Source organism: Micromonospora sp. WMMD812 (genome assembly GCF_027497215.1).
Taxonomy (GTDB): domain Bacteria; phylum Actinomycetota; class Actinomycetes; order Mycobacteriales; family Micromonosporaceae; genus Micromonospora.
In genome coordinates this window covers 2,752,565-2,778,446 of record NZ_CP114904.1, presented here as the reverse complement: position 1 = coordinate 2,778,446, position 25,882 = coordinate 2,752,565, and the positions used below count along the sequence as shown (strand labels likewise).

The 25,882-nt window shown below is 73.0% G+C and carries 23 protein-coding genes; 10 read left to right on the top strand and 13 right to left on the bottom strand.

All coding sequences use genetic code 11. From position 1 onward, the window contains the following. Positions 1 to 261 precede the first annotated feature (261 nt). From O7603_RS12675 to O7603_RS12665, 3 genes are read right to left on the bottom strand one after another with little or no spacing between them, the layout of a single operon-like run. Positions 262 to 1,173 (bottom strand): carbohydrate ABC transporter permease, encoded by a 912-nt coding sequence (locus O7603_RS12675; protein ID WP_281575911.1) that lies wholly within the window; start codon positions 1,171 to 1,173, stop codon positions 262 to 264. Then, positions 1,170 to 2,123, bottom strand: a complete 954-nt coding sequence (locus O7603_RS12670; protein WP_281575910.1) for a sugar ABC transporter permease — start codon at positions 2,121 to 2,123, stop codon at positions 1,170 to 1,172. The genes O7603_RS12675 and O7603_RS12670 overlap by 4 nt, the downstream gene beginning before the upstream one ends. Before the next feature lie 21 nt (positions 2,124 to 2,144). After that, positions 2,145 to 3,473 (bottom strand): ABC transporter substrate-binding protein, encoded by a 1,329-nt coding sequence (locus O7603_RS12665; RefSeq protein WP_281575909.1) that lies wholly within the window; start codon positions 3,471 to 3,473, stop codon positions 2,145 to 2,147. A 278-nt stretch (positions 3,474 to 3,751) separates the two neighbouring features. On the opposite strand from O7603_RS12665, the gene O7603_RS12660 reads away from it, so the two are divergent. From O7603_RS12660 to O7603_RS12650, 3 genes are all read left to right on the top strand, one after another. After that, positions 3,752 to 5,755 (top strand): beta-galactosidase, encoded by a 2,004-nt coding sequence (locus O7603_RS12660; protein WP_281575908.1) that lies wholly within the window; start codon positions 3,752 to 3,754, stop codon positions 5,753 to 5,755. 36 nt (positions 5,756 to 5,791) lie between these two features. After that, the gene (locus tag O7603_RS12655) at positions 5,792 to 6,568 is read left to right on the top strand and encodes a DeoR/GlpR family DNA-binding transcription regulator (protein WP_281575907.1); all 777 of its coding nucleotides are present in this window, start codon (positions 5,792 to 5,794) and stop codon (positions 6,566 to 6,568) included. Between the two features lie 107 nt (positions 6,569 to 6,675). Then, positions 6,676 to 7,629, top strand: coding sequence for a sporulation protein (locus O7603_RS12650; RefSeq protein ID WP_281575906.1), 954 nt, complete (start codon positions 6,676 to 6,678; stop codon positions 7,627 to 7,629). A gap of 111 nt (positions 7,630 to 7,740) precedes the next feature. Here O7603_RS12650 and O7603_RS12645 read toward each other — a convergent pair whose 3' ends face one another. After that, positions 7,741 to 8,124: a hypothetical protein gene (locus O7603_RS12645; protein WP_281575905.1), complete on the bottom strand. Its 384-nt coding sequence runs from the start codon at positions 8,122 to 8,124 to the stop codon at positions 7,741 to 7,743. A 234-nt stretch (positions 8,125 to 8,358) separates the two neighbouring features. Beyond that, complete coding sequence (locus O7603_RS12640; RefSeq protein WP_281575904.1) at positions 8,359 to 10,401, bottom strand: glycerophosphodiester phosphodiesterase family protein; 2,043 nt, start codon at positions 10,399 to 10,401, stop codon at positions 8,359 to 8,361. 211 nt (positions 10,402 to 10,612) lie between these two features. Between O7603_RS12640 and O7603_RS12635 the strand changes: the two genes are divergently transcribed. Continuing rightward, on the top strand, positions 10,613 to 11,035 hold the full coding sequence (locus O7603_RS12635; RefSeq protein ID WP_281575903.1) for a hypothetical protein: 423 nt from the start codon (positions 10,613 to 10,615) through the stop codon (positions 11,033 to 11,035). Positions 11,036 to 11,093: 58 nt separating this feature from the next. Here O7603_RS12635 and O7603_RS12630 read toward each other — a convergent pair whose 3' ends face one another. From O7603_RS12630 to O7603_RS12620, 3 genes are all read right to left on the bottom strand, one after another. Further along, entirely contained in the window at positions 11,094 to 11,423 is a 330-nt protein-coding gene (locus O7603_RS12630) for an amphi-Trp domain-containing protein (RefSeq protein WP_281575902.1), read from the bottom strand. Positions 11,424 to 11,520: 97 nt separating this feature from the next. Continuing rightward, on the bottom strand, positions 11,521 to 13,818 hold the full coding sequence (locus tag O7603_RS12625) for an ATP-binding domain-containing protein (protein ID WP_281575901.1): 2,298 nt from the start codon (positions 13,816 to 13,818) through the stop codon (positions 11,521 to 11,523). Positions 13,819 to 14,118: 300 nt separating this feature from the next. Continuing rightward, positions 14,119 to 15,000, bottom strand: a complete 882-nt coding sequence (locus O7603_RS12620) for an EamA family transporter (RefSeq protein WP_281575900.1) — start codon at positions 14,998 to 15,000, stop codon at positions 14,119 to 14,121. Between the two features lie 83 nt (positions 15,001 to 15,083). Between O7603_RS12620 and O7603_RS12615 the strand changes: the two genes are divergently transcribed. Continuing rightward, positions 15,084 to 15,977, top strand: a complete 894-nt coding sequence (locus tag O7603_RS12615) for a LysR family transcriptional regulator (protein WP_281575899.1) — start codon at positions 15,084 to 15,086, stop codon at positions 15,975 to 15,977. A gap of 110 nt (positions 15,978 to 16,087) precedes the next feature. Here the strand turns inward: O7603_RS12615 and O7603_RS12610 are convergent, their stop codons facing one another. Further along, entirely contained in the window at positions 16,088 to 17,209 is a 1,122-nt protein-coding gene (locus O7603_RS12610) for a sigma-E factor regulatory protein RseB domain-containing protein (protein ID WP_281575898.1), read from the bottom strand. Positions 17,210 to 17,302: 93 nt separating this feature from the next. Here O7603_RS12610 and O7603_RS12605 point away from each other — a divergent pair, with 93 nt between their 5' ends. Further along, entirely contained in the window at positions 17,303 to 17,959 is a 657-nt protein-coding gene (locus tag O7603_RS12605; protein ID WP_281575897.1) for a response regulator transcription factor, read from the top strand. Beyond that, a complete protein-coding gene (locus O7603_RS12600; RefSeq protein WP_281575896.1) occupies positions 17,956 to 19,371 on the top strand; it encodes an ATP-binding protein in 1,416 nt (471 codons plus the stop codon). Before O7603_RS12605 ends, O7603_RS12600 begins: the two co-directional genes overlap by 4 nt. On the opposite strand, the gene O7603_RS12595 is transcribed toward O7603_RS12600, so the two are convergent. Next, positions 19,372 to 19,698 carry a hypothetical protein gene (locus O7603_RS12595; RefSeq protein WP_281575895.1) on the bottom strand — a complete coding sequence of 109 codons (327 nt, stop codon included), beginning with the start codon at positions 19,696 to 19,698 and terminating at the stop codon, positions 19,372 to 19,374. It abuts the gene before it with no gap. 544 nt (positions 19,699 to 20,242) lie between these two features. Between O7603_RS12595 and O7603_RS12590 the strand changes: the two genes are divergently transcribed. Then, on the top strand, positions 20,243 to 21,460 hold the full coding sequence (locus O7603_RS12590; RefSeq protein WP_281575894.1) for an FUSC family protein: 1,218 nt from the start codon (positions 20,243 to 20,245) through the stop codon (positions 21,458 to 21,460). A gap of 37 nt (positions 21,461 to 21,497) precedes the next feature. On the opposite strand, the gene O7603_RS12585 is transcribed toward O7603_RS12590, so the two are convergent. Together O7603_RS12585 and O7603_RS12580 are read right to left on the bottom strand one after the other, a co-directional pair. After that, positions 21,498 to 23,303 carry a tetratricopeptide repeat protein gene (locus tag O7603_RS12585; RefSeq protein ID WP_281575893.1) on the bottom strand — a complete coding sequence of 602 codons (1,806 nt, stop codon included), beginning with the start codon at positions 23,301 to 23,303 and terminating at the stop codon, positions 21,498 to 21,500. Positions 23,304 to 23,360: 57 nt separating this feature from the next. Beyond that, positions 23,361 to 23,822, bottom strand: coding sequence for a MarR family transcriptional regulator (locus O7603_RS12580; RefSeq protein ID WP_281575892.1), 462 nt, complete (start codon positions 23,820 to 23,822; stop codon positions 23,361 to 23,363). Positions 23,823 to 23,872: 50 nt separating this feature from the next. Here O7603_RS12580 and O7603_RS12575 point away from each other — a divergent pair, with 50 nt between their 5' ends. Together O7603_RS12575 and O7603_RS12570 are read left to right on the top strand one after the other, a co-directional pair. After that, positions 23,873 to 24,394: a VOC family protein gene (locus O7603_RS12575; RefSeq protein ID WP_281575891.1), complete on the top strand. Its 522-nt coding sequence runs from the start codon at positions 23,873 to 23,875 to the stop codon at positions 24,392 to 24,394. A 24-nt stretch (positions 24,395 to 24,418) separates the two neighbouring features. Beyond that, a complete protein-coding gene (locus tag O7603_RS12570; protein ID WP_281575890.1) occupies positions 24,419 to 25,384 on the top strand; it encodes a hypothetical protein in 966 nt (321 codons plus the stop codon). Here the strand turns inward: O7603_RS12570 and O7603_RS12565 are convergent. Then, positions 25,350 to 25,868 carry a potassium channel family protein gene (locus O7603_RS12565; RefSeq protein WP_281575889.1) on the bottom strand — a complete coding sequence of 173 codons (519 nt, stop codon included), beginning with the start codon at positions 25,866 to 25,868 and terminating at the stop codon, positions 25,350 to 25,352. The genes O7603_RS12570 and O7603_RS12565 overlap by 35 nt on opposite strands. Positions 25,869 to 25,882: the final 14 nt, after the last annotated feature.

Below are 25,882 nucleotides of genomic sequence, written 5' to 3'. Positions count from 1 at the left end.
TACAACCGCGCTCTGGAGGCTCGCCAGCGCGCCTGGGTGATGCATCGCCAGACGACAACGTACGGGCAAACATCCGCGTGGTTGACGGAGTGGAAGAGGACGGAGGACCTGTCCTTCCTGAACGAGGTGTCCGCAGTTCCACTCCAGCAGACCTTGCGCCACCTTCAACGTGCCTTCGCCGCCTACTGGGAAAGGCGGTGCGGGCATCCTCGATACAGCGAGCGATCGCTAGAGTCCCGGCTCTTGACAGCCGGGATGATGTCAACCCTTGCTTGCTCCCAGGGTCAGGCCCCGGACGAAGTGCCGCTGGAGCATGAAGAAGATCACCAGGGTCGGGATCGCGACCAGGACGCTGCCGGCCGAGACCAGGTTGTTGTCGGTGAAGAACTCGCCGCGCAGGTTGTTCAGCGAGCTGGTGACCGGGAACTTGTCGCCGGTCCGCATGAGCACGGTGGCCCAGAAGAACTCGTTGTAGATCCAGGTCACCTCGAGGGTGGCCAGCGCCGCCAGGGCCGGCCGGCACAGCGGCATGGTCACCTGCCAGTACTGCCGCCAGACGCTCGCCCCGTCGACCATCGCCGCCTCGTACAGGTCGCGCGGCAGCGCCTTCATGTAGTTGCTGAGCACGAACACGCAGAAGCCGCACTGGAATGCGACGTTGATCAGGATCAGGCCCCAGTAGCTGTCGTACAGCAGCTCCGAGTCGCTCATGAACGCGGGCAGCGGCACCTCGGTGAAGAGCCGGAACAGCGGGATGAGCAGGGCCTGTTGGGGCAGCAGGTTGGCCGCGGTGAAGAGGCCGAGCAGCACCAGGTTGAGCTTCCAGCTGAACCGGGCGATGACGAACGCCACGCAGGAGGCGAGGAAGAGCGTCAACAGCACCGCCGGGACCGTGATGTAGACCGAGTTGAGGAAGTGCTTGCCGAACTCGGCGGTCCGCCACGCGGTGAGGTAGTTGTCGAGGGTCCAGCCGCCGAACGAGACGTAGCCGTGCGTGGCGGTGTACTCGTACGAGCGCAGGGAGGTCAGCACCGCCCACAGGATCGGGAAGAGCCAGCCCACCGCGACCGCGATGAGGAAGCCGTGCAGCACGACCCGCTGCGGGGTGAGCCGGCGGCGCCGTTCGGGCGCCTCGTCGGTGGCCGGCACCCGGGTCACGGTCGCGGTGCTCATCGGTCCTCCCGCATGACGGTGGCCAGGTAGATGGTGATGAAGACCAGCGACACGACCAGCATGATGGTCGCCAGTGCGGAGCCGAAGCCGATCCGGCTGGCCTCGCCCACCACGTTCTGGGTGACCAGCGCGGAGAGCAGTTCCAGGCCGTTTCGGCCCTTGTTGACCACCCAGACCAGGTCGAACGCGCGCAGCGACTCGATCACCGTCACCACGAGGACGATGATGTTGATCGGGCGCATCACCGGGAACACGACCCGGAAGAAGCTCTTCGTCTCCGAGGCGCCGTCGACGGCCGCGGCCTCGCGCAGCGACGGGTCGACGCCCTTCAGCCCGGCCAGGTAGAGCAGCATGATGTAGCCGACGTGGCGCCAGCCGGAGGCGACCATGACCGCCCAGATGTTCACGCCGGGGTCGCCGTACCAGTCGACGTTCGAGCCGGTCACCGCGTTGAGCAGGCCCTGGTCGCGGGAGTAGATGAGCTGCCAGACGAAGCCGATCAGCGCCAGCGAGAGCACCACCGGCAGGTACAGCGCGGTCTGGTAGAAGCGGCTGCCGCGCAGTTCCTTGTCGAGCAGCACCGCCAGGAACATGCCGAACGGCGTGGCCACCACGAACAGCGCCGCGAGCCAGAGCAGGTTGTGCTGCACCGCGGGCACGAACGGCGGGTAGATGTTCACCACGTCGCTGTAGTTGCGTCCGCCGACGAAGTCGATGTCGGACAGCGGCCCGATGCCGTCCCAGTTGGTGGTGGAGAGCAGCACGGTGGCCAGCGCCGGCAGCCATACCAGGGCGGTGACGAGCAGCAGCGGGACGAGCACCATCAGCGTGATCACCACGCGGTCGGTGCGGGACAGGAGCCGTAGCCGGCGGCCGCGACCACCCGTGGTGGTGGTCGCGGCCGGTGGCGGTACGGCGCGATCCGCTTGGATCAGGGGCAGGTCGGACACGGAGTCCTCCCCCTCTCGCCGTCAGCTGGTGAAGATCGACTTCTTCTGGTTCTCGATGCTGTTCGTGAGCCCGTCGATGTCCTTCGGGTCCTTGATGAACTGCTGCAGGGCCGGGATGATCACCGTCGAGGCGAAGTCCGGCCGGGTGTCCCGGTCGAGGAACTGGGCGATCTCGGTGGCCGAGCCGACCAGTTCGGCCGCCTTCTTCTGCAGCGCGCTGTAGCCGCTGGTGTCCGCGCCGGTGTTGGCGACGAGGGTGCCCGGGTCGGTCTTCACGGAGATGTTCCCCGCCTCGACGCCGCCGATGAACTCCAGCAGCTTCTTGGCGTTGTCCTCGGACTTCGGCTTGCGCGCCATCATGTAGCCGTCGATCGGCGCGTCCAGGGCCTTGGCCCCGATCGCCGGGTCGATCTCGGGGAAGGTGAAGAAGTCGATGTCGTCCTGCTCGTCGGCGTTGAACTGCTGCGCGACGAAGAGGCCGAGCAGGTACATGCCGCTCTTCTTCTGCTGGAGCGACTGGGCGGCCTCCTGCCAGGTGCGGCCCAGGGCGTCCGGTTGGTGCAGCGGCAGCAGGCCGGCCCAGGTGTCGAAGACCTTCTTCACCTTGTCGGAGGTCCAGGCCTCCTTGCCGGCCATCAGGTCGACGTGGAACTGGTAGCCGTTGATCCGCAGGTTGAGGATGTCGAAGGTGCCCATCGCCGGCCAGCCGTCCTTGTCGGCGAAGGCGATCGGGTTGAGGCCGTCCTTCTTCATCTGCGCGCCGAGGGCGTTGAACTGGTCCAGGGTCGTCGGCACCTGGTAGCCGTGCTGCTGCCAGACGGACTTGCGGTAGAAGACCGCCCACGGGTAGTACGAGAACGGCACGAAGTACTGCTTGCCGTCGTCGCCGGTGGAGGCCTTCTTGAAGGCGTCGGAGAAGCCGGAGAGCTTGCCCCAGACGTCGGACACGTCGCCGGCCAGGCCGCGGGAGGCGAAGAACCGCATGCGGTAGCCGGCGAACCAGGTGAACACGTCGTCCGGCTTGCCCTGCAGGTAGTTGTTGATGTTCTCCTGGAACGTGTTGTGGTCGACGGTGTTGATCGCGACCTCGACGCCCGAGGCGGTCTTGAAGGCGCCGGACACCTTGGCGAGGACGTCCTTCGGCGTCGGGTCGGACGCGTTCGAGCCCAGCGAAACCGTCTTGCTTCCGGACCCGCCGGAGTCGGAGTCGCCGCAGCCGGCGAGTAGTCCCGTGCCGAGCAACGCGCCGGCGCCGGTCGCGCCGGCGAGCAGCGTCCGTCGGTTGAGGCCGGCGACGGAGGGCGGTACGAGTCTGGCGAGGTACTCGGCTTGGGTACGGGGACGGGACATGGTTCCTCCTGCGGATGAAGAGGTGCGCTACGCCCAAGGGCCGTCATGGGTGGGGGTGCGGCTCTCGTGATCGCACATCGGGATCCACCGTGAATCCACATTGGCAAACACGAACTGCCAGTGGCGCCTGAAACTACCCCTCAGGGCGGCCCTGTCAAGAGGGTGGATACGAGTAGATGTCCCAGTTGTGACGGGCCTGTTATCAGGTAAACGTTGGAAAGAGCGGAGATGTTGGAAACTGTTGACTTGGTCGATCGATGGGGGCACGCTCTCCTGCCATGCGGCGATGGCAGGGCGATCGGATTTCGTTCGGCGGCGACTACAACCCGGAGCAGTGGCCGGAAGAGACCTGGGTCGAGGACGTCGAGCTGATGCGTCGGGCCGGGGTCAACCTGGTCTCGGTGGGGATCTTCTCCTGGGCGCTGCTCGAGCCCCAGCCCGGGCGGTTCGAGTTCGGCTGGCTGGACCGGGTGCTCGACCTGCTGCACGGCGGCGGGATCGACGTCGACCTGGCCACCGCCACCGCCAGCCCGCCGCCGTGGCTGGCCCGGGCGCACCCGGAGACGCTGCCCCGCCGGGCCGACGGCGCGATCCTCTGGCCGGGCGGCCGCCAGGCGTACTGCCCCAGCTCGCCGATCTTCCGCGAGCGGTCGCTCGCCCTGGTCGAGGCGGTCGCCGGCCGGTACGCCGACCACCCGGCGGTGGTGATGTGGCACGTGTCCAACGAGTTGGGCTGCCACAACGCTCACTGCTACTGCGATGTCAGCGCCGAGGCGTTCCGGTCCTGGCTGCGCGACCGGTACGGCGACCTGGACGGGCTCAACGAGGCCTGGGGCACCGCCTTCTGGAGCCAGCGGTACGGCGACTGGGCCGAGATCAACCCGCCGCGCACCGCGCCGACCTTCGCCAACCCCACCCAGCAGCTGGACTTCCTGCGCTTCTCCTCCGACGAGCAGCGGGCTCAACTGCGCGCCGAGCGTGAGGTCCTCGACCGACTGGTCGCCCAGCCGGTCACCACGAACTTCATGATCGGCACGGGCGTCAAGTACCTCGACTACCACTCCTGGGCCGACGACGTGGACCTCGTCTCCAACGACCACTACCTGACCGCCGCCGATCCCCGGGCGCACGTCGGGCTGGCGCTGTCGGCCGACCACACCCGCGGCGTCGCGCGCGGTGAGCCGTGGCTGCTCATGGAGCACTCCACCAGCGCCGTCAACTGGCAGCCGCGCAACGTCGCGAAGGCCCCCGGCCAGCTGCGCCGCAACAGCCTGGCCCACGTCGCCCGCGGCGCCGACGGGGTGCTCTTCTTCCAGTGGCGGGCCTCGCGCGCCGGCGCGGAGAAGTTCCACTCCGCGCTGGTGCCGCACGCCGGCCCGGACACCAAGGTGTTCCGCGAGGTCTGCCGGCTCGGCGCCGACCTGGCCGCGCTGGCCGAGGTCCGGGGCAGCCGGGTGGACGCCGAGGTCGCCATCCTCTTCGACTACGAGGCGTGGTGGGGCGTCGAGCTTGACTCCCACCCCAGCGTCGACGTCACGTACCTGGATCGGCTGGGCGCGCTCTACGACTCGCTCTGGCGGGCCGGGATCACCGCCGACATCGTCCACCCGTCGACCGACCTCGACGGTTACCGGCTGGTGGTGGTGCCCACCCTCTACCTGGTCCGCGACGCCGACGCGGCGGCGCTGCGCCGGTTCGTCGAGGCCGGCGGCACCGCCCTCGTGACCTACTTCAGTGGCGTCGTCGACGAGCACGACCACGTCCGGCTCGGCGGCTATCCCGGGGCGTTCCGGGAGCTGCTCGGCGTACGGACCGAGGAGTTCTTCCCGCTGCGCGAGGGCGAACAGGTCCGGCTCGACGACGGCGCCACCGCCGACGTGTGGACCGAGTGGCTGCACGCCGAGGGCGCGGAGGTGCTCGCCGCGTACGCCGACGGGCCGTTGCCGGGCGTGGCCGCGGTGACCCGCAACCCGGTGGGGGAGGGCGCCGCCTGGTACGTCGGCACCCGGCTGGACCAGCCGGCCACCGATCGACTGGTGGCCCGGCTGGTGGCCGAGTCCGGGGTGCGCCCGGCCGCGGCCGCCCTTCCCGGGGTGGAGGTGGTCCGGCGCCGCGACGGCGAGCGGAGCTGGCTGTTCGTCCTCAACCACACCGACGACGAGGTGCGACTCCCGGCCGCCGGCGTGGAGCTGTTGACCGGCTCACGGTGTGACGATGAGCTGGTGGTGGCCGCCGGCGAGGTGGCGGTGGTCCGCGAGGACGCCGCGCCGGTACGGGCCTGACCCGGTGACCGCGGCGGATCGAAGGAGGTCGACCAGATGTTGGCCCAGCAGCGGCAGAGCGCCATCCTCGATCTGATCCGGCAGCGCGGCGGCGTCCGGGTGAGCCACCTGGTCAGCCGGTTCGGCGTGTCGGACATGACCATCCGGCGGGACCTGGAGGTGCTGGCCGAGCGCGGCCTGGTGGACAAGGTGCACGGCGGCGCGACGCTCGCCGGCCCCGGTTCGGCCGACGAGCCGGGGTTCGCCGCGAAGTCGATCCGGCAGCAGGCCGAGAAGCGGGCCATCGCGGAACGCGCGGCCGCGCTGGTCGAGCCGGGCATGGCCATCGCGCTCTCCGCCGGCACGACCACCGCCGCGCTGGCCCGGCTGCTCTCCGAGGTACGCGGCCTCACCGTGGTCACCAACTCGGTCCCGGTGGCCGACGCCCTCTACCAGGATCCCCGCGCCGACCAGACGGTGGTGCTGACCGGCGGCATCCGCACCCCGTCCGACGCGCTGACCGGTCCGGTCGCCGAGGCGGCGATCAGCTCGCTCAACGTCGACCTGTTGTTCCTCGGGGTGCACGGGATGAGCCCGCGCACCGGGTTCACCACCCCGAACCTGCTCGAGGCGGGGGTGAACCGCTGCCTCATCGGCTCCGCCCGCCGGCTGGTGGTGCTCGCCGACCACACCAAGTGGGAGACCATCGGCATCGCCACCATCGCCCCGCTGGAGGCGGCCGATCTGCTGGTGACCGACTCGGGGCTGCCGGCCGAGGCGCGTACCGCGGTCGGCGAGCAGGTCGGCGAGCTGGTCGTGGTCGACGCGCGGTAGACCCGCCGGCCCGCTTCACAGGGACCTCACAGGGCCGACGGATAGGGTGCGGTCGAGTCAACCTCCGGCTCCACGGTGGAGCCGTCGGCGGTCGCACGGGAGTTCCGATGGTCTTCAAGAAGATGATGAGCGCGTTCGGTGTGGGCGGCCCCAGCGTGGACACGGTGCTGACCAACCCGAACACGCGGCCCGGCCTGGCCCTCGACGGGCAGGTCAACCTGCTCGGCGGGGACGCGCCGGCGAACATCGAGCAGGTGGTGCTGAGCCTCGTCACCCGGGTCGAGATCGAGGGGCACGACACCGAGTACGCCGGCATCATGGAATTCCACCGCATGGTGGTCAGCGGTCCGTTGCAGCTCGCCCCGAAGCAGCAGCTGGCGATCCCGTTCCAGCTGCCGGTGCCGTGGGAGACGCCGATCACCGACGTCTACGGCCAGCGGCTGCGCGGGATGACGATGGGCCTGCGCACCGAGCTGGCGGTGGCCCGGGCGGTGGACAAGAGCGATCTGGACCAGGTGGCGGTGCACCCGCTGCCCGTGCACGAGCGGATCCTGGACGCGTTCCAGCGGCTCGGCTTCCGCTTCAAGCACGCCGACCTGGAGCGCGGCCGGATCCACGGCGTGCAGCAGACGCTGCCGTTCTACCAGGAGATCGAGTTCTTCGCCGCGCCGCAGTACGCGCAGACCGTCGGCGAGGTCGAGCTGACCTTCGTGACCAGCCAGCGCGGCGTCGACGTGGTGCTGGAGTGCGACAAGCGCGGCGGTTTCCTCAGCCCCGGGCACGACGCCTTCGGCCGCTACCAGGTGTCGCACGCCGACGCCGACCGGGTCGACTGGATGCAGGTGGTCGACGGCTGGCTGCGGGAGACCACCTCCCGCTACGGCACCCTGCGCGCCGGCTTCGGTCACGGCGGTCACGGGCACGGGCACGGCCGGGGCAGCGGCATCGGCGGCATGGTCGCGGCCGGGGCGCTCGGCGTGGCCGGCGGCATGCTCGCCGGCGAGCTGATCGAGGACGCCTTCGAGGGCGACCTCGGCGAGGACTTCGGCTTCGACGAGTGACGCGGCTCCGCCGCACGGTGGAGCCGCGGTGACCGGCTCCGCCGGTTCGGCGGGCCGGACACGACGGCGGCCTCCGGGAGTCCTCCCGGAGGCCGCCGGTCGTCCGACGCGTCAGCGCCGGCCCATACGCCGCTCGCTCAGCGAGCGCTTCGGCGAGCCGGCCTTCGACAGGCCTCGGCTGACCAGGTATGCGGCGGTCAGCGCGGCGATGATCCACCAGGACTGGACCGGGTTGTTGATGTTCAGCCCGTTGGTGGCCGCACCGCCCCAGAAGGCGGCGACCACGACGGCCGCGACCGCGACGGCGTAGATGTAGAACTCCGTCGTCAGGAACGCCTGCTTGGTCTCGGTGCCGGTCTGCGCCGGCATGGGCTCCCGGTGTCCGTCGCCCACCATCGGCATGGGACGGGTGGGAGTCTCCTGCATCGACTGCCGGTTCTGGATCTCGGCGGCCGGCCGGTTCATCGGCCTGGTGGATGCAGCCTGCGTGCTCATCTTGTCCTCCTCAGGATGCGATGAGTCGTACCTGCATTCCCTCGCCCCGCTACCGCTTCTCGGCCACGGCACGGTTTCGCTTCTGTGGCGGGGACGCCCGTCGACTACCCGACGCCCAAGAGAAGGTAACGCCACCCGGCGGCCGGAATCCGCGCTCCGGACGGCTGCCCGGCCCGGAAACGACGCCGCCGGTGGCGCCCTCCGCGAGGGCGCCACCGGCGGGGTACGCGTGGGTCAGCGCAGGCCGTTGCGGATGGCGACGCCGATCAGCAGGTCCGGGTCGTCGGTGATGATGCCGTCGACACCGAGGTCGATCACCCGCTGCATCACCCCGGCGTCGTCGACGGTGTACGGGATCACCTTCAGCCCGTACCGGCTCTGGAGGGTCCGGACGTCCGGTCCGTGGAAGTACGCCGGGTTCTCCCGCAGGTACCAGTCAGGCGAGGCGACCGTGCCCTGCGCCGGGTCGTGCACCTGCCAGTTGGCGGACACCGTGGCGGCACCGGCGGCCCGGGTCAGCTTGCCCAGGTCCTGGTACTTCCACCAGTCCAGCCCGGCGGTCCACGGGCTCTTCACCGAGCGGTCGCCGTACACCGCCTGGAGCGAGCACTCGTCGGCGAGGGTGGCGCACTCGGCCGGGCCGTACTGCCAGACCAGCGCGACCGTCTCGATCCGCTTGTTGAGCTCGCGGGCGTACGTGATGGTCCGCCAGTCGAAGGACTGGATGGTGGCCCGGCTGGTGAGGCCGGCCCGCTCGATCGCGGTGACGAGCTTGCGGGTGAAGCTGCGGTACGGCTCGGTGTCGTTGACGACCGGGCTGATCTTCGTCTCGATGTTCATCCGGACGTCGGTGCGGCCGCTCGCCTTCACCAGCGCGAAGACCTCGTCCAGGGTGGGGATCCGGGCGCCCGGGGCGGGCACCTGCGCCGGCAGCTCCGGCAGGGTCTTCGTGCCGCAGTCGATCGTCTTGATCTGCGCGAGGGTCAGGTCGCGCACCAGCTTGCCCACGTACGGGAACTCCGGGTCACCGGGGCGGGCCGGGGCGGTGTCGACGCAGTGCGAGCCGTTGATCGCCCGGTCGTGCAGCACGACCAGCTTGCCGTCCTGGGTCACGCCGGTGTCCAGCTCCAGGGTGGAGATGGCCTTGTTCTGCAGGGCGTTGGCGAACGCGGGCAGGGTGTTCTCCGGCCGGGTCGCCCGGCCGCCGCGGTGCGCCTGGATGTCGAACGGCGACGCGTGGCCCTTGGGCAGCCGGTAGCCCCGCTGCGCCAGCAGGTCACGCAGCCGGTCCGGGTAGTCGGTGATGATGCCGTCCACACCGTCGTCGATCAGCTTCGCCATGGTCGGCACGTCGTCCACCGTCCACGGGATCACCTTGATGCCGTAGCGGTGCGCGTGCGCGACCATCTCGCGGGTCACGTACGGCTTGTAGTCGGGGTCGGTGATTTTGCCGTTCTGCGGGAAGCCGTGCACCGGCGAGAACGCGTCGGCGCCGAAGCTGCGGATGGCCCGGATCGGGTCGCCGCCGAAGGTGTCGATGTCCAGCCCGCCCAGCCACGGCGACGCCCCCGGCTGTCCGGTCTGGAGGAAGTCGTAGTTGGTCAGGGCGACCAGCGGCAGGCGCGGCTCGACCTGGCGCATCCGCATCAGCGCGCCCCAGTCGAAGCTCTGGATCGTGACCTGCTTGAGCAGCCCGGCGGCGCGGACCTCGGCCGCGGTGACCTGCACGAACTGCTCCCGCGGCGCGGTCTCGGTCGGCGCGCCGGCCTCCACCTTGGTCTCCACGTTGAGCTTCACGTCGTCCGCCCGGTAGCGCTTGACCAGCGCGAAGACCTCGCGCAGCAGCGGCATCCGGGCCCCCGGCACGGCGAGCTGGCCGGGCTTGTCCGACAGCGTCTTCGACCCGCAGTCGAGGGTGCGCACCTGGGCCAGGGTGAGCGTGTTGATGTACTTCCCGACGTACGGGAACTCGGGGTCACCGGGCGTCACCGGGGCGGTGTCGGTGCACTTGGCGCCGCTGATCTTCCGGTCGTGGGTGACCACGGCCTGCTTGTCCTCGGTGATCTGCACGTCCAGTTCGAGCGTGCTCACCCCGAGTTGGAGTGCGTTGCCGAACGAGGCCAGGGTGTTCTCCACCCGCAGCCCGAGGCCGCCACGGTGGGCCTGGAGATCGAATGTCCGGTCCGGACGCGGCTTCGCCACTGCGGGCGCCGTGAGCCCGGTCGTCACGGTCGTCGCCGCCAGGGCCGCGACCGCGATTCGGCGTACTGTGCGCACGCTGTCACTCCTCCTCCGGCGGGCCAGTCCCGCCGGTCCGCCGGACAGCATGCGTAGTGGGTACGGCGGGGAGGCTGCCGGCGGGAGACGTACGGATGAACCGGGGCGGACGGTGTCTGCCCGGTCCGGAGCCGGCGGCCGGACGGCGGGTGTTTGGCGTGGCCGGGGGCGGGCACGCAGAGAGACCGACGTTTCTGCGAGGTGGTGTGACGTGCGTGAGGACGATCTGCGACAGGAAGCCGCCCGGCGGGCCGAGGACCGGATCGCCGGCGGGATCTACGGCAAGGGCGCGATCGACGAGGTGACGGTGCCGCAGACCGACGTGGAGCGGGTGATCCAGGAGGAGGACCCGGGTGACCCGGCGCACGTCCAGGTCGACCCGACCGTCCTCCGCGACGGCGGTCCCGTCGGCGGGCAGGGTGCGGTGACCACGACCGGCGGCACCGCCGGCCCGGCCAGCGCGCGCCGGGTGGCCCGCCAGCCCGAGCGGCACCGCGGCAAGGTGGCGCCGACCACGACCGGTGACGCCACCACCGGCGGTATGAGCACCCCGGCGGCCGGCAGCACCAGCGACCAGTCCAGCGCGGCCAGCCAGGTCGGCAACTTCACCACCGAGACCGATCCGTCCCGCTGACGGTGGAGGGCTTGGCACGGTGCCCGGCGGGGATCCGCCGGGCACCGTGCGGTCGTGCCTACTTGTCGCCGGCGGCCTCGCCACCGACGGCGTCCTCCTCGGCCGGCACCGCCGAGGAGGACGCCGACGAGGTGGACACCGTCGATGAGGTCGGCGCCGCCGGTGCCGGCGGCGCGGACTCGGTCCAGGAGAACTCGATCTCGACCGAGATCTCCGCGTCGCCGTCGCGCTCGATCTCCAGCTCGCACGTCACCTGGTCCGCGACCGCGACCGCACCCGCGGCCCCGTAGAAGATCTTTCCGTCCGACTCCAGCTGGTTGGCCAGCTGGCGCAGCCAGGCGGCCAGGTCGGCGCGTGACACGGCGCGGGCGTCCTCGTAGATGTCCATGCGGCCATGCTCGCACTCCACACTGGACAGTCGAGGGGTGGGCGGCTCCGGTCAGCCCGGGCCGCGGTGGTATGGATCTCGCGCGCCTACGCCATTCCTACGCCGACGTGGGGCGCAGGACGCCGAGGCGTTGGGTCGCGCGGGTAAGGGCGACGTAGAGGTCGCTGCGTCCGCGCGGCGACTCTGCCACGATCCGGTCCGGGTCGACCACCAGCACCGAGTCGAACTCCAGCCCCTTGGCCTGCGCCACCGTCAGCACGACCACCCGGCTCTCCAGCTCCGGGTGCTCGCCGACCGTGGCCTCCGGCAGCGCCCCGGTGAGCGCCACGCCGAGGTCGTCCACCAGCCCGGCCGGGACGATGACCCCGAGCCGGCCGTCGTCCAGGCTGGACGCCTCCCGCGTCGCGGCGTCGACCAGTTCCGCCGTCAGCCGGCCCGCGCCCACCGCGCGGTCCCACGGGGGACAGCCGCTCTCCCGTACGGAACGGGGCGGCCGCAGTGTCGGGTCGATCTCGGTGAGCAGGTCGGCGGCGACCGCCATGATCTCGGCCGGGGTGCGGTAGCTCACGGTCAGCTCGGTCAGCCGCCACCGGTCCGCCACGTACGGCTCCAGCGCCTCCCGCCAGGACGGCGTGCCGGCGAGCGCGCCGGTCTGCGCGACGTCCCCGACGATGGTCATCGAGCGGCTGGGGCAGCGGCGCATGAGCAGCCGCCAGGCCATCGGCGACAGCTCCTGTGCCTCGTCCACGATGACGTGGCCGAACGCCCAGCTCCGGTCGGCCGCCGCCCGCTGGGCGGTGGTCAGCCGGTCCGACTCCTCCTGCCGTTCCAGGAGCCGGTCGGCGTCGATCAGATCGGTGACGCCCAGGATCTCGCCGCCGTCGGCCTCGTCCTCGACGTCGATCGACCGGGAACCGCGGGCGATCTCCAGCACGCCCTCGGCGTACTCCCGTTGCAGGGTCCGGATTCGCTCGCGGCGGGCCGCCGCGGTGCGCTCGTCCTCGCCCAGCAGCTCGGCGGCCTCGTCCAGCAGGGGCACGTCGGCCGGCGTCCAGCCGCCCGGTTCGCGGTGCAACAGGGCCCGCTCGGCCGGCGTCAGCACGGCCGCCGCGGTCGCGATCCGGTCGGCGTCGGCGTACAGGTCGGCGAGCAGCCGCTGCGGGGTGAGCACCGGCCAGAGCTGGTCCAGCGCGGCCCGCAGCTCCGGCTCGTCGCGCAGTTCGCGGCGGATCTCGGCGAGGTCGGCCTCGTCGAGCAGGTTCTCCCCGCCGAGCGGGTCCGCGCCGATGCGCTCGGCCACCTGGTCGGCGAGCGCGTGCACGACCTCGATGTCGAACAGCGCGCGGGCCAGGTTGTGCGGCCGGCCCGACCGGCGGGCCCGGTCCCGGGCGGCCCGGACGATCTCGGGGTCGAGAGTGAGCACCTCCCGCTCGATCTCGATCTCCATCGGCTCGTCCGGCACCCACTGCCGGTCGCGCACCGCCGAGGCCAGCACGTCGACCATCACGGCCCGGCCCTTCAGCGCGGCGACCTCGGCCGGCTCGGTCCGGCGGGCTTGCACGCCGGGGAAGAGGTCGGCCTGGGTGCGCAGCAGCACGCCGGTCTCGGCGAGCGCCGGAAGCACCTGCGAGATGTAGCGCAGGAACGTCGCGTTCGGGCCGACCAGCAGCACGCCCCGGGTGGAGAGCTCCCGCCGGTGGGTGTAGAGCAGGTACGCGGCGCGGTGCAGCGCCACCGCCGTCTTGCCGGTGCCGGGGCCGCCCTGGACCACCAGCACTCCGGGCAGGTCGGCGCGGATGATCTGGTCCTGCTCGGCCTGGATGGTCTCGACGATGTCGCGCATGCGGCCGGTCCGGCCGGCGTTCAGCGCGGCGAGCAGCGACGCCTCGCCGGTCAGCTCCTCGTGGGCGGTGGGGGAGGCGGTGGCGATGTCCAGCACCTCGTCGTTGAGGCCGGTCACCTTCCGCTGCCGGGTCCGCAGGTGCCGGCGGCGCCGTACGCCCTGCGGGTTGGCGGCGGTGGCCAGGTAGAACGGGCGGGCCGCCGGCGCGCGCCAGTCCATCAGCAGCGGGTCGTAGTCGCCGGTGGTGTCGAAGATGCCGATCCGGCCGATGTAGTGCCGGGCCCCGTCGTCGCCGTCGAGCCGGCCGAAGCAGAGCCCGTTCTCCACCGCGGAGAACTGCTCGACCTGGTCGGCGTACATGCGCACCGAACTGTCCCGCTGGGAGCGGGCCTGCAGCGTCCCGCCGGTCGCCCGTAGCTCGTCGGTGAGCCGGCGGGCGGCCTGGTCACGCAGCCCGTCAAGCCGGTGGTAGAGCATGGAGACGTACTCCTGCTCGTGGCCGATCTCGTCGTCGTGCGGCAATTCGCCGGTAACTCCGGAGTGCCTTGACAAGCCGTCTCCCTAAGCATTAGAATTCGTCCTAGGAACGGCTTTCAGAGCCGTTCTTTTTTGTGCCTGAACGGTGAAAGATAGCGCGTCGGCGCGGGCCGGACCAAGCCCGGCGGGCGCGTCGCGGCGCGGCGGCGGGTCCGACTCGACGACGCCTTCCTCGCCGCGCAGGCCGGGCCGGTGTAGCCGCCGTCGTCTCGGAGCGCCGCCGCCGTCGTCTCGGCTGGTCCCCGCCGAACTGACCGACCCGCGCGCCGGGTCCGGTTGGCGCGGCGCCGCCGACGAGGTCGCGGCCGGCTGGTCTCAGGCGGTGCCGGCCGGCGCCGGCTCGGTCCGGGCCGGCTCGGCCGACTCCGTCCGCCCGCCGGTACGCTCCGCGCCGATACCGGCCACCACCACGAACACGACGCCCAGCAGTGGCGCGACGCCCGGCACTTGGCGCAGCGCGACCAGGCCCACGAGCACGGCGATCGCCGGCTCCAGGCTCATCAACGTGCCGAAGGCGGCGGTGGTCAGCCGGCGCAGGGCGAGCAACTCCAGGGCGAACGGGATCACCGGCAGCAGCACCGCCAGACCCAGGCCGGCGAGCAGCACCCCCCAACTGAGGTCGGTGATGACCGACGGGCCGACGACCACGGTGGCCACCAGGGCGGCCACCGGCATGGAGACGGCCAGACCGCGCAGCCCGGAGACCTCGTCGCCGACCCGCTGGGTGAGCAGGATGTACGCCGCCCAGCAGGCGCCGGCGGCCAGCGCGTACGCCACGCCCAGCGGGTCGGCCCCGCCCCGCCACGGCTCGGTGAGCAGCAGCACCCCGGCACCGGCGAGCACCGGCCAGAGCTTCGTGCCGCCCCGCCCCCGTGCCACCGCGACCCCGAGCGGGCCGAGGAACTCGAGCGCGCTGGCCGTGCCCAGCGGCAGCCGGGCCACGGCGGCCATGAACAGGATGGTGATCCCGGCGGTCACCACGCCCAGCGCCAGGCAGGCGGAGAGCGCGGAGCGGGTGAACGCGGAGGGGCGCGGGCGGACCAGGACCGCGAGCAGGACCCCCGCCCAGGCCAGCCGGAGCCAGGCGGCGCCCTCGGGACCGACCTCGTCGAAGAGGCCGACCGAGGCGGCCAACCCGAGCTGCACGAGCATCATCGAGGCCAGGGCCATGGCCGAACCGGCGCGGGTGGGAGTCACGGGCCCAGTAGACCCGCTACCAACCGTTCACGTCCACGTGCCGTTGCTGGACGGTTCGTTCGACGAGGGTGAACAATGCGGGGATGGACCTGCGGCGGCTCCGGTTGTTGCGCGAGTTGGCCCGGCTGGGCTCGATGCGGGAGGTCGCCGACGAGCTGGGAGTGACCACCTCCACGGTGTCCCAGCAGCTCGCCGTGCTGGCCCGCGAGGTCGGGGTCGAGCTGATCGAGCCGGCCGGGCGGCGGGTCCGGCTCACCCCCGCGGGACGGCGGCTCGCCCGACACGCGGTGACGATCCTCGCCGCCGTCGACGCCGCCCGGCTGGACCTCGACCCGCACGCCGAACCGGCCGGCACCGTCCGCGTCGCCGGCTTCGCCACCGCCGTACGCCGGTCGCTGCTGCCGGTCGCCGCCGACCTCGCGGTCCGCCACCCGGCGGTCCGGCTGCGCATCCACGAGCATGAGCCGGCCGAGGCGCACGCCCTGCTCACGGCGGACGAGGTGGACCTGGCGCTCACCTACGACTACCACCTCGCCCCGGCGCCCGCCGACCACACCGTCGAGGCCACCCCGCTCTGGTCCGCATCCTGGGGCCTGGGTGTGCCGGCCGGCGCCCCGCCGGTCACCGGTACGTCCCCCGAGGTCTTCCGCCGGTTCGCGGCCGACGACTGGATCGTCAACTCCCGCAACACCGCCGACGAGGTGGTGGTGCGCGCCGTGGCCGCGATGGCCGACTTCGTGCCCCGCGTCGAGCATCGGGCGGACAGCCTGGAACTCGTCCAGGACATGATCGTCGCCGGGCTGGGCGTGGGACTGCTGCCGGCCGACCAGCCGACCCTGCCGGGCGTCCGCCTGGTCCCGCTCAGCGGGCCGGAGGTGCGCCTGCGCTCGTACGCGGTCACCCGCCGGGGCCGGGCGGGCTGGTCGCCGCTGGCTCTCGTCCTCGACCTTCTCACGGCCCGCGCCGCCACCGGATGAGTGCCAGCCCGGGGTCGGCGATCAGGCAGAACGGTGCCGGACGGCGAACGGCGCTGCCGGCGAGGTACGCCGGCAGCGCCGCACGATTCCGGTGGATCGGCCGGCCGTGGTCAGCCGCGCGCCACCTCGTAGAGCCGCTCCGGGGTCACCGCGCCGGCCAGCACCCGGCCGTCGTCGGTGAGCAGAACGCTGAACAACTTGCCGGTCAGCAGCCGACCGCTGCCCCAGTCACCGCGGACCGCCGGAAGCGACCCCAGCGCTCCGGCGAACTCGCCGCCGGCCGGGCCGGTCGCCCCGGTGGCGCCCTTCGCGCCGTCCTTCGCGCCGGCGGCGTCGGTCCGGGCCACCAGCACGGTGGTCCAGCCGGTCCCGACCGTACGCAACTGCGGCTGCTCCGCCGTCGTCGGCTGGCGGGTCGGCCCGGCGGGTCGGTCGGCCGTCTCCTCCTTCACCGTCGCCCCGGGCGGCGGGTTGAAGGAGAACTGGTCGGCGTCCGGCCGGCTCAGGGTGACCTGGGTGAACGCCACCTCGAACGCCGGCTGGTCGCTGCCGGTGGCGAAGACCTCGAACCGCAGCGGCACGTGCTCGCGGGCGTCGATGGCGATCCGCAGCTGGTGCACCAGCGAGGCCTTGTCGCGCGGCTCCAGCACCAGCTCGTACGCGTCCCGCCCGGCGACCGTGGCGGCCCGGCCCACGCTGACCGCGGTGGTCGGGTCGATCGCCGCGAGCGCCTTGTCGGCGGCCTCCTGTGGCGTGACCGGCGCCGCCGCGTCGCTGTCGTGGGCGCCCGGCTTCCCGGCCGCGTCGGCGCCCAGCGTGTGGTGGGTGGCCGCGTTGCTCCGGCTGTCCCAGGTCCACACGTCGCGGCCGTTGCGGATCACGTCCTTCTCGCCGAGCGTGTCCAGCAGCGCGACCCGCTGCCGGTCCGGCCCGGAGTACCAGACCCGCAGGGTGTGCGTGCCGGTCACCAGGGCGGTCAGGTCGTTGCCGCCGCCGACCAGGCCGGCGATCGGCGGCAGGCCCAGGTCGGCCCGCTGCACGACGGTGCCGGACAGGCCCTCCAGCTGGGACGTCTGCAGGTCGACAAGGAGCTGGGCGGCCGTGCGCGGCGGCAGGCTCGGCTCGGCCTCGGCGGCGAACGTGCCGATCGCGGCCCCGCCACCGATCACGGTGGCGGCGGCGGCCACGGGCACCAGCCAGCGCAGGACGGGACGGGTGTTCAGGACGGACATGACGGCACCTCCTGGTGACATCCTGCCCGGTGTCGGCTGTGAGGGCGCTGAGGACGCCGGTATCGGGGTGAAAGCGGGTGGCACCCTTGACGCGTGCGGCTGCTGGTGGTGGAGGACGAGGCGCGGCTGGCGGCCGCGCTGCAGCGGGGCCTGCAGGCCGAGGGCTTCGCGGTGGACGTGGCGCCGACCGGCCCTGCCGGGCTGGACGCGGCGCGGGGCGGCGGCTACGACGCGATGGTCCTGGACGTGATGCTGCCTGGCCTCTCCGGCTACGAGGTGGTCCGTCGGCTGCGCGCCGAGGAGAACTGGCTGCCGGTGCTCATGCTCTCGGCGAAGGACGGCGAGTACGACCAGGCCGACGGGCTGGACTGCGGCGCCGACGACTACCTGACCAAACCCTTCTCGTACGTCGTGCTGCTGGCCCGGCTGCGCGCGCTGCTGCGCCGGGGCGCGCCCGAACGCCCGACGGTGCTGGCGGTGGGCGACCTGCGGCTCGACCCGGCCCGCCGGCGGGTGACCCGGGCCGACGCCGAGATCGCGCTGACCGCCCGCGAGTTCGCGCTGCTCGACTACCTGATGCGCCGCCCCGGCGAGGTCGTCTCCAAGACCGAGCTGCTGGACCACGTCTGGGACGCCAGCGTGGAGACCGCGCCGAACGCCGTCGAGGTGTACGTCGGCTACCTGCGCCGCAAGATCGGTCGGGAGCGCCTGGAGACGGTCCGCGGCGCCGGCTACCGGCTCGCCACATGAACCCGCGGTCGCGCCGACCGCTCGCGCTCGGGCTGCGCGGGCGGCTGATGGCGCTCGGCGTGCTCGGCCTCTCCGTCGGGCTGGCCCTCGGCGGGTTCATGCTGCTCGGCGTGCTCGGCTACGTGCTGCAGCGCAGCGTGGACAGCGAGGCCTTCCGCACCGCGGACGCGGTCGCCCTCCTCGCCGCCGAGGACGCGTTGCCCGACCCGCTGCCGGTCGCCGGCGGACAGGTCCGGGTGCAGGTGGTCGACGCCCAGGGCCGGATACGGGCGGCCTCGATCGACGCCGACCGGCTGGTGCCGATGGTCCGCCCCGAACGGCTGGACCCGGAGCAGCGGCAGCGACTGGTGGTGTCGGGGGAGCGGGTCGGGCTGTCCGGCCCGGTCCGGGTGGTGACGGTGCCCGCCGGCACCGCCGCCGACCCGCTCACCGTCCTGGTCGCCAAGTCGCTGACCGACGTCCGGCACAGCACGCACGTGGTCCGGACCATCCTTCTGGTCAGCTTCCCGCTGCTGGTGGCCGTGCTCGCCGTCGTCGCCTGGCGGGTGGTCGGCGCGACCCTGCGGCCGGTGGAGGCGCTGCGCCGTGGCGCCGAGGAGATCACCGGGCGCGCCGGGCCCGGCCGGCTGCCGGTGCCCGCCTCGCGGGACGAGGTGCACCGGCTCGCGGTCACCCTCAACGGGATGCTGGACCGGCTGGAGTCGGCGCGGCGGCGGCAGCGGGCGTTCGTCGCCGACGCCGCGCACGAGCTGCGCAGCCCGGTCACGAACATCCGTACGGAGCTGGAGGTGGCCCAGCGGCTCGGCGACCGGACGGACTGGGCGGCGGTGACCGAGAATCTGCTCGCCGACACCGATCGGTTGGGTCGGCTGGTCGACGACCTGCTGCTGCTGGCCCGGCTCGACGAGTCGGACGCCGCCCCGGCCGCAGCCGCGCCGGGCGGGCGCGCCGTCGGTCCGGTCGAGCTGGGCGACCTGCTCGCCACGGTGGCCGCCCGCTACCCGTCGCCGCCGGTGCGGGTGACGCCGCCCGACGAGCCGCTGTGGACCGTCGGGCATCCCGACGAGCTGCGCCGGATCCTGACCAACCTGGTGGACAACGCGGTCCGGCACGCGCGGAGCCGGGTGGTGCTCGCCGCCGAGCCGGAGGGCGCGTACCACCGGGTGACGGTGACCGACGACGGGCCGGGCATCCCGGCCGCGGACCGGGAACGGGTCTTCGACCGGTTCACCCGGCTGGACGACGCGCGCGCCCGGGACGCGGGCGGGGCCGGCCTCGGTCTGGCGATCGTCCGGGAGTTGGTGCGCCGCGCCGGCGGCACGGTCAGCCTCGCCGACGCCGATGCCGACGCGCCGGGGCTACGCGCGTCGCTGCGGCTGCCGGTGCTGCCCGCGACCGACGACGGCCGATGATCAGGCGAGCAGGAGGACACCCACCACGACGAGCGGCAGGCCGACGAAGAGGAAGATCCCGACCCCGGTGAGCACCCGGCCACCGCCGCCGGTCTCCCGCTCGGGAGGGAGCCCGAACGTCGACCGGGCATCGAGCATGCCGATCCGGCTCAGCGTCAGGTCGCCGGTGACCCCCAACAGCACCCCGACGAGGATCGAGGCGAGACCGAATCGGGAGGCGAAGCCGCCGCCGGCCACCGCGACCCACACCACCGCGGCGACCGCGATGACCACCAGCGCGATCACCAACAGCAGCACCGCCTCCCGCAGACCCCGGAGGACCGTCATCGTCAGCTCCCACTCGTCGCGTCGTCCGAGACATCCGTCTGCGTCAACGTAGCGACCGAGGGCCACCGGGTCGTGGTCGGTGCGGCCACCCACGCCGGCGCGGCCGGCAGCCGAGAACAGGCCGACAGTTGGTGCGGCGGAGGTTGGAGTCGCCCGCCCGCCGGGCCGGCTCGACGCCGCCGCCGGTCAGGCGTTGGACAGCTTGCGGCGGACCAGCGTCGTGACGAGCGCGATCAACGCGGCGGCGAGGACCTCGACGGCGATCTTGATGAGAATTTCGGCCATGTTCTTCCGCTTTCAGATTGGATTGTGTTGATTCCAGCGAAAGCTAGACGTGCCTGGCGAACGACAGGTGTACGAGCGGTCATCGTTGCCTGCCAGCCAGGCGTCGGTGTGGCCACGGTGGCGCGTCCGCACCCGGCTTCGGTCACGGCGTGATCCTTCCGGAGTAGCCAGGTTCGCCGCGTGCCGTTGGAAGGGGCGGGCCGGGTCCGCCTCGGCGATTGGCCGGTTCTGCCCGGCCGCGGCGTGGTACGAGTGCTCGGTGAGTCCTGATGGTCGCCGCCGGTCCGGTGTCAGCCGCGCGCTGCGTGACCGTGTGGTCGGCCGCGCGAAGACGAGCGGTGCGCGGATCCGCGGTCGCGGTGGTCGGGCCGGACGACTGCGGCTGAGTCAGCTGGAAGTCGCCCTGGTGATCGCGGTGCAGGCGGGGCTCGCCGCCGCTCTGGCCTGGGCGATCGGACACGACCTGCTGGGCAACCCGTCGCCGGTGTTCGCCCCGTCCGCCGCGGTGGGCACGATCGTCGCCGCGCTCGGCCAGCGTGCCCACCGCACCGTCGAGCTGCTGCTCGGAGTCGGGCTGGGCATCGCCACCACCGACTTCCTGCTGACCTTTCTGGGCACCGGGTTCTGGCAGACCGGATTCATCGTCGGCTGCGCCATCCTCGCCACGCTCGTGCTGTTCGGGCGCAGCGGCGCCGCCGTCGGCCAGGCCGGCGGCACGGCCGTACTCCTCGCGACCCTGGCCCCGGCGCAGAAGGACCTGGAGTGGCCCCGGATCGTCGACGCGATGGTCGGCGGTGTGGTGGGCCTCGTGGTGGTCGCGGTCCTGGTGCCGCTGAATCCGATGCGGATCCTCGACCGCGACGCGGCCCCGATCTTCCACTGCCTCGCCGGTCAGCTGAGGGAGGTGTCCGCGGCGCTGACCACGGGCGACCAGCAGCGGGCCGTTCGCGCGTTGGACACACTGCGCGGCATGGGACCCGACCTCGACCGGATGCACGAGGCACTGAGCGGCGCCCAGGAGGTCGTCAGCCTGGCGCCGGCCCGGTGGCTGCGCCGCCAGGACGTGGAACGCTTCGCACGCGCGACCACGCACGTGGAACGCGTCATCGAACACAGCCGGGGAGTCGCCCGCCGGTCGGCGATGGCGTTGCAGTACCACGAGCCGATTCCCCCCGACCTGCCCGCCAGCGTCGGCCGCCTGGCCGACGCGGTCGAACTGCTGCGCCGGGAGCATCGCGCCGGCCGCCCCACCGAACGGACCCGCCACGCGGTCCGCGAGGCGGTCTATCGGGCGGGCCGAGCCCGGGGCCAGGGGGTCGACCAGTTCGGAGACGCGGTGGTGACCCAACTGCGCACCGCCGCCAGCGATCTCCTCCGTGCCACCGGCTGCGACCCGACCCCGGCGAACGAGGAAATACGGACCGCCGAGCAGCAGGGTGAGGACTCGGTGCGCGCTGATGGGGCCGCGGACGAGTAGCGGCCCGAACCGCCCGCCTGGCGGTCTGTACCGGTCGTCAGCGGCGGCGGGTGCAGATCTCGTCGGCGGCGGCGACGATGTCGGTGGACCAGACGACGGCCACCGTGAAGCAGTAGTCGGTGGTGCGGTTCAGCCCGTAGACGATGAAGCTGGTCTCCCCGGGCGGCAGGTCGGCGAAGACGCTCTTGCCCTGGCCCGCGCGGCCGCCGGAGATGACCACCGGCCCCTCGCCGCCGGCCGGATACGTCCACTGCAGCACGACGTTGTCCCGGGTGTCGCGCAGGTTGACCCCGGTGGGTGGGGTGCCGGGCGAGGCCAGGGCCGGGCCGGGGGTGGGGCTCGCCGTGCCGGGCGGACCGCTGCTTGTCGTGCCGGCCGGGGCGGGCCCGGTGTTGGCCGCCGTGCTGGGAGGTGGCGCGGCGGGCGGTTCGTCGCCGCCGTCCACCCGGGCCACGCCGGCGATCACCGCCGCCGTGCCCAGCAGCACCACGACCACCCCGGCGACGACCAGCGGGAGCAACCGGCGGCCCGCGGGCGGGGACTCCGGCCGGTGCACGGGTACCGGCAGCAGCCGGGACGGCTGGTAGGGCTCGGTCGGCTCGTCGCCGCGGCGGACGCGGTGCACCCCGTCCGCCTCGTCGTCGCCGGCGAGCGCGGCCACCGCCGGCGGCACCGCGCCGCCCGCCGTGGACGTCGCGCCGTTGGCCGGCGTTGTCTCGTCGGAGGTCCGGTCCGGCGGCCACCACGCCTGCTCCGCGCCGGCCGCCTCGCCCGCCGGCCGCCCCGCCGGCTCGTCGGCGGGTCGCCACTCCTGGCTGGTCGCCGCCGGCTCGTCGGCGGGCCGCCAGTCCTGGCCGGCGGCCGTCGGCTCGTCGGTCGGCCTCCACTCCTGGCCGGTCGCCGTCGGCTCGTCGGCGGGCCGCCAGTCCTGTCCCGTGGCCGTCGGCTCGTCGGCGGGTCGCCACTCCTGGCCGGTCGCCGCCGGCTCGTCGGCCGGCTGGCGCGGCGTGGGTACGGCCGGGCTCTCCTGGTCCGGGTCGGCCGGGCGGTACACCGGCTGGTGGGCCGCGTCGGCAGGCCCGTCCGCGTGGGGCGGGGTGCGGGCCGCGGGCACGACCGGCGCGTCCCGGCTGGCCGGTGGATTGTCCGCGCAGACGTGGTCGGGGTTGGCGGCGGCCCGGGCCAGCGCCGCCACCTGCGCGGCCAGCGGGTCGTCGGCCGACAGGTGCTGCCGGGCCAGCTCCCGGGCCAGGGCCAGGTTGTCGTGCCCCTCGGCGAACTGCCCGCAGTCGCGCTGCATCGCGCCGAGTCGGGCGAGCATCTTGATGCCGCTGGGCTGCCCGTCGCCGTAGACCTCGCGGTGCAGTTCCCAGGCGTCCTGGAGGCGGTCACGGGCGACCTGGCACTGCCCGCGCGCGTACTCGACGGTGGCCAGGTCGGCGTGGGCGGCGAGCACCCGCAGCGACTCCGGCCCGTCCTGCGCGGTCAGCTCGATGATCACGTCCTGGTACAGCCGGGCGGCCCGGGAGTGGCTGCCGACCCGGTGCAGCACCGCGGCCAGGGTCGCGGCGGCGGCGACCGCACGCGGATCGGAACGACCGTGCAGCCGGGTGGCGGCGGCGTACGCGAAGGCGGCCCAGCCCCGGGCGGAGTGCGGTTCGCCGAGCGCGACCAGCACCCGTGCCTGGAGGCTCGCCGCCTCGGCCAGCTCGGCGTCGGCGTTCGCGGGGCGCGGGTCGGCGTCGGTCAGCGCGTCGGAGAGCAACCGCTGCGCGCCGGCCAGATCGCCGGCGGACACCAGGTGGTGCGCCTGATCAGTCAGTTCGCCGAAGCCGGAAGGCACGCCCCATCGTGCTCATCCGACGACGGTAAGTACAAGACCCGCGCCGGTGTGGATTGGTCAGGAACCGGTCAGGTGGTCGACCAGGGTGTCGCTGATCCGGCGCAGCTGGTCCACCTGGGCCGGCGTGAGCGCGTCGAACAGGTGCCGGCGTACCCCCTCGACGTGACCGGGCGCGGCGGCGGCGAGCGCCGCGAAGCCGTCGTCGGTGAGGTGCGCGACCTGGCCGCGCCGGTCGCTCGGGTGCTCCTCCCGGAGGACCCAGCCGTAGGACTCCAGCCGCGCGACGGCGTGCGAGAGCCGGCTCCGCGACGAGCTGGTCTCCTCGGCGAGCTCGCTCATCCTCAGTCGCCGCTCGGGCGCCTCGGAGAGCCGGACCAGGATCTCGTAGTACGCGTGCGGCATGCCGGCGTCGCGTTGCAGCTCGCGGTCGAGCGCGTCCATCAGCCCGCGCGAGGCGGTCAGGAACGCCCGCCAGGTCCGCTGCTCGTTCGGGTCCAGCCACCGCGTCATGACGCCCATCATAGTCGGTTTAGTTGAACGCTCAACTAAACCGGGCTACCGTTGCGGGCATGGGAATCCACCGGCTCAACCACGCGGTCCTCTACGTCAGTGACCTCGCCCGCAGCGTCGCCTTCTACCGCGACGTGCTGGGCTTCCGTCCGGTCGAGATGACCCCGGACGGCTTCCGCGGCGCCACCTTCCTCCAGGCGCCCGACTCCACGAACGACCACGACCTCGGCCTGTTCGAGATCGGCGCCGCCGCCGGCCGGTCCACCGCCGGCCGCGCCACCGTCGGGCTCTACCACCTCGCCTGGGAGGTCGACACCCTCGACGAGCTGGCGGCGACCGCCGAGCGGCTCGCCGAGGCCGGCGCGCTGGTCGGCAGCTCCGACCACGGCACCACGAAGAGCCTCTACGGGCAGGACCCGGACGGGCTGGAGTTCGAGGTGGTCTGGCTGATCCCGGCCGACCTGCTGGACGACGCGGCGCTGTCGGCACGCAAGCGGATCGGCCGCCTCGACCTCGACCGCGAGCGGCAGCGCTACGGCGGACAGACCCGCGGCGGGGTGGGCATCTCCATTCCGGCCTGAGCGGCCGTGCGGTAGAACGGCAGCATGCCGAGCGACCCGACCGCCGCCGTCACCCGCGAGCTGCTCGTCCGCCAGTTGGAGACCTGGCTGCCGGGAGCGCTGCACCGCTCCCGGCGGGCCACCGTCGCTCTGGCGTACGTGGGCGGCGACGCCGAATCCGCCGACGACGCGCTGCGGGTGGTCGCCGAGTACGCCGACCGGCTGCGCGGGCGGCGGCTCAGCGTGCTGGTGGTGGCCGAGGCGGTGGAGCTGCCGGCCCGGCTCGGCCCGATCGAGGCCGGCCTGCCGGCGGAGGTCGCCGTGCACGTGGTGCCGGGTGACCCGTCCCGGCTGCCGGTCGCGTTCAAGGCGGCCGGTGGGGCCGGCGCGCCGACCTTCTCCTTCGTGGACACCGCCGGCGCGGTGCCGGCGGTGAACGCCACTCCCACCGGGAGCGGTGACCCGGGGGTGCCGGACGCCGCCGGCGCGGATCCCGCGGTGCTGGCGGCGGTGGCCACCGGTCGCCCGGCCGAGGTGCTGCTGCGCCTCGGCGCCGGGACCGCCCGGGCGGCGCTCACCGCGGCCGGCTTCCCGCTGGTGACCGAGGTGGAGTTGGTGCCGACCGACGGCGAGTCGGCGACGGTGGCCTTCGGCACCGGCTCCGATCGCAGCCTGGAGGCGTTCAAGGAGGCGGTCTGGGCGGTCGACGAGTTCGCCGGCGTGCGCTACCGCGACCCGGCGGATCCGGCCGGGCGGCTGCTGGACATCGCGCTCGACCCCGAGCCCGGCCCGCTGCGCCGGGAACTGCTGGTGGAGCTGTCCCGCTCCGGTCCCCGTACGGTCACCGAGCTGCGCCGCTACACCCTCACCTCGACCGTCTACCGGTCGTCGGACGCGGTCCGGGCGCTCACCGGCCTGCTCACCGCGGGGTCGGTCACCCGCGACCCGGCGCACGGCCGGCTCGGCGGCGACGTGGTCATCGCCGCCGCGGGCTCTGCACCGCCTGCCTGACCAGCACCGACACGCCGGTGGCGAGCACTCCGACACTGAAGATCATCTGCGCGCAGACGAACGCCCGGGCGATCTGCCCCTCGGCGCTGACATCGCCGTAGCCGATGGTGGTGAGAGTGGCCAGTGCGAAGTAGAGCGCGTCGACGCGGGTCTCCACGCCGCCGAACTGTCCGGGCCAGGTCCGCGCGATCTTGTAGTCGGCCAGCGCGAAGGTCAGCAACCCCGCGACAAGAGTGATCGTCAGCCGGAGCAGGGCCAGCGCCTGAGGATGTCCGGTCGGGGCGGCGGTGAGCTGCCGGCGGACCTGACGGGTCACCAGCCAGAGCACGGCGAGCAGTGTGAGCAGGGTGAGCGCGGCGCGGGTCGCCACCAGCGCGTGGTTCGCGTGCGGTTCGACCGGGATCACGAAGTACGCCAGCAGGAGCAGCGCGGCGCCGAGCGTCGCGCGTCGGCGTTCCCGCCGCCAGGGCCGTTCCGTGGTCATGGGGCGATTGTCGT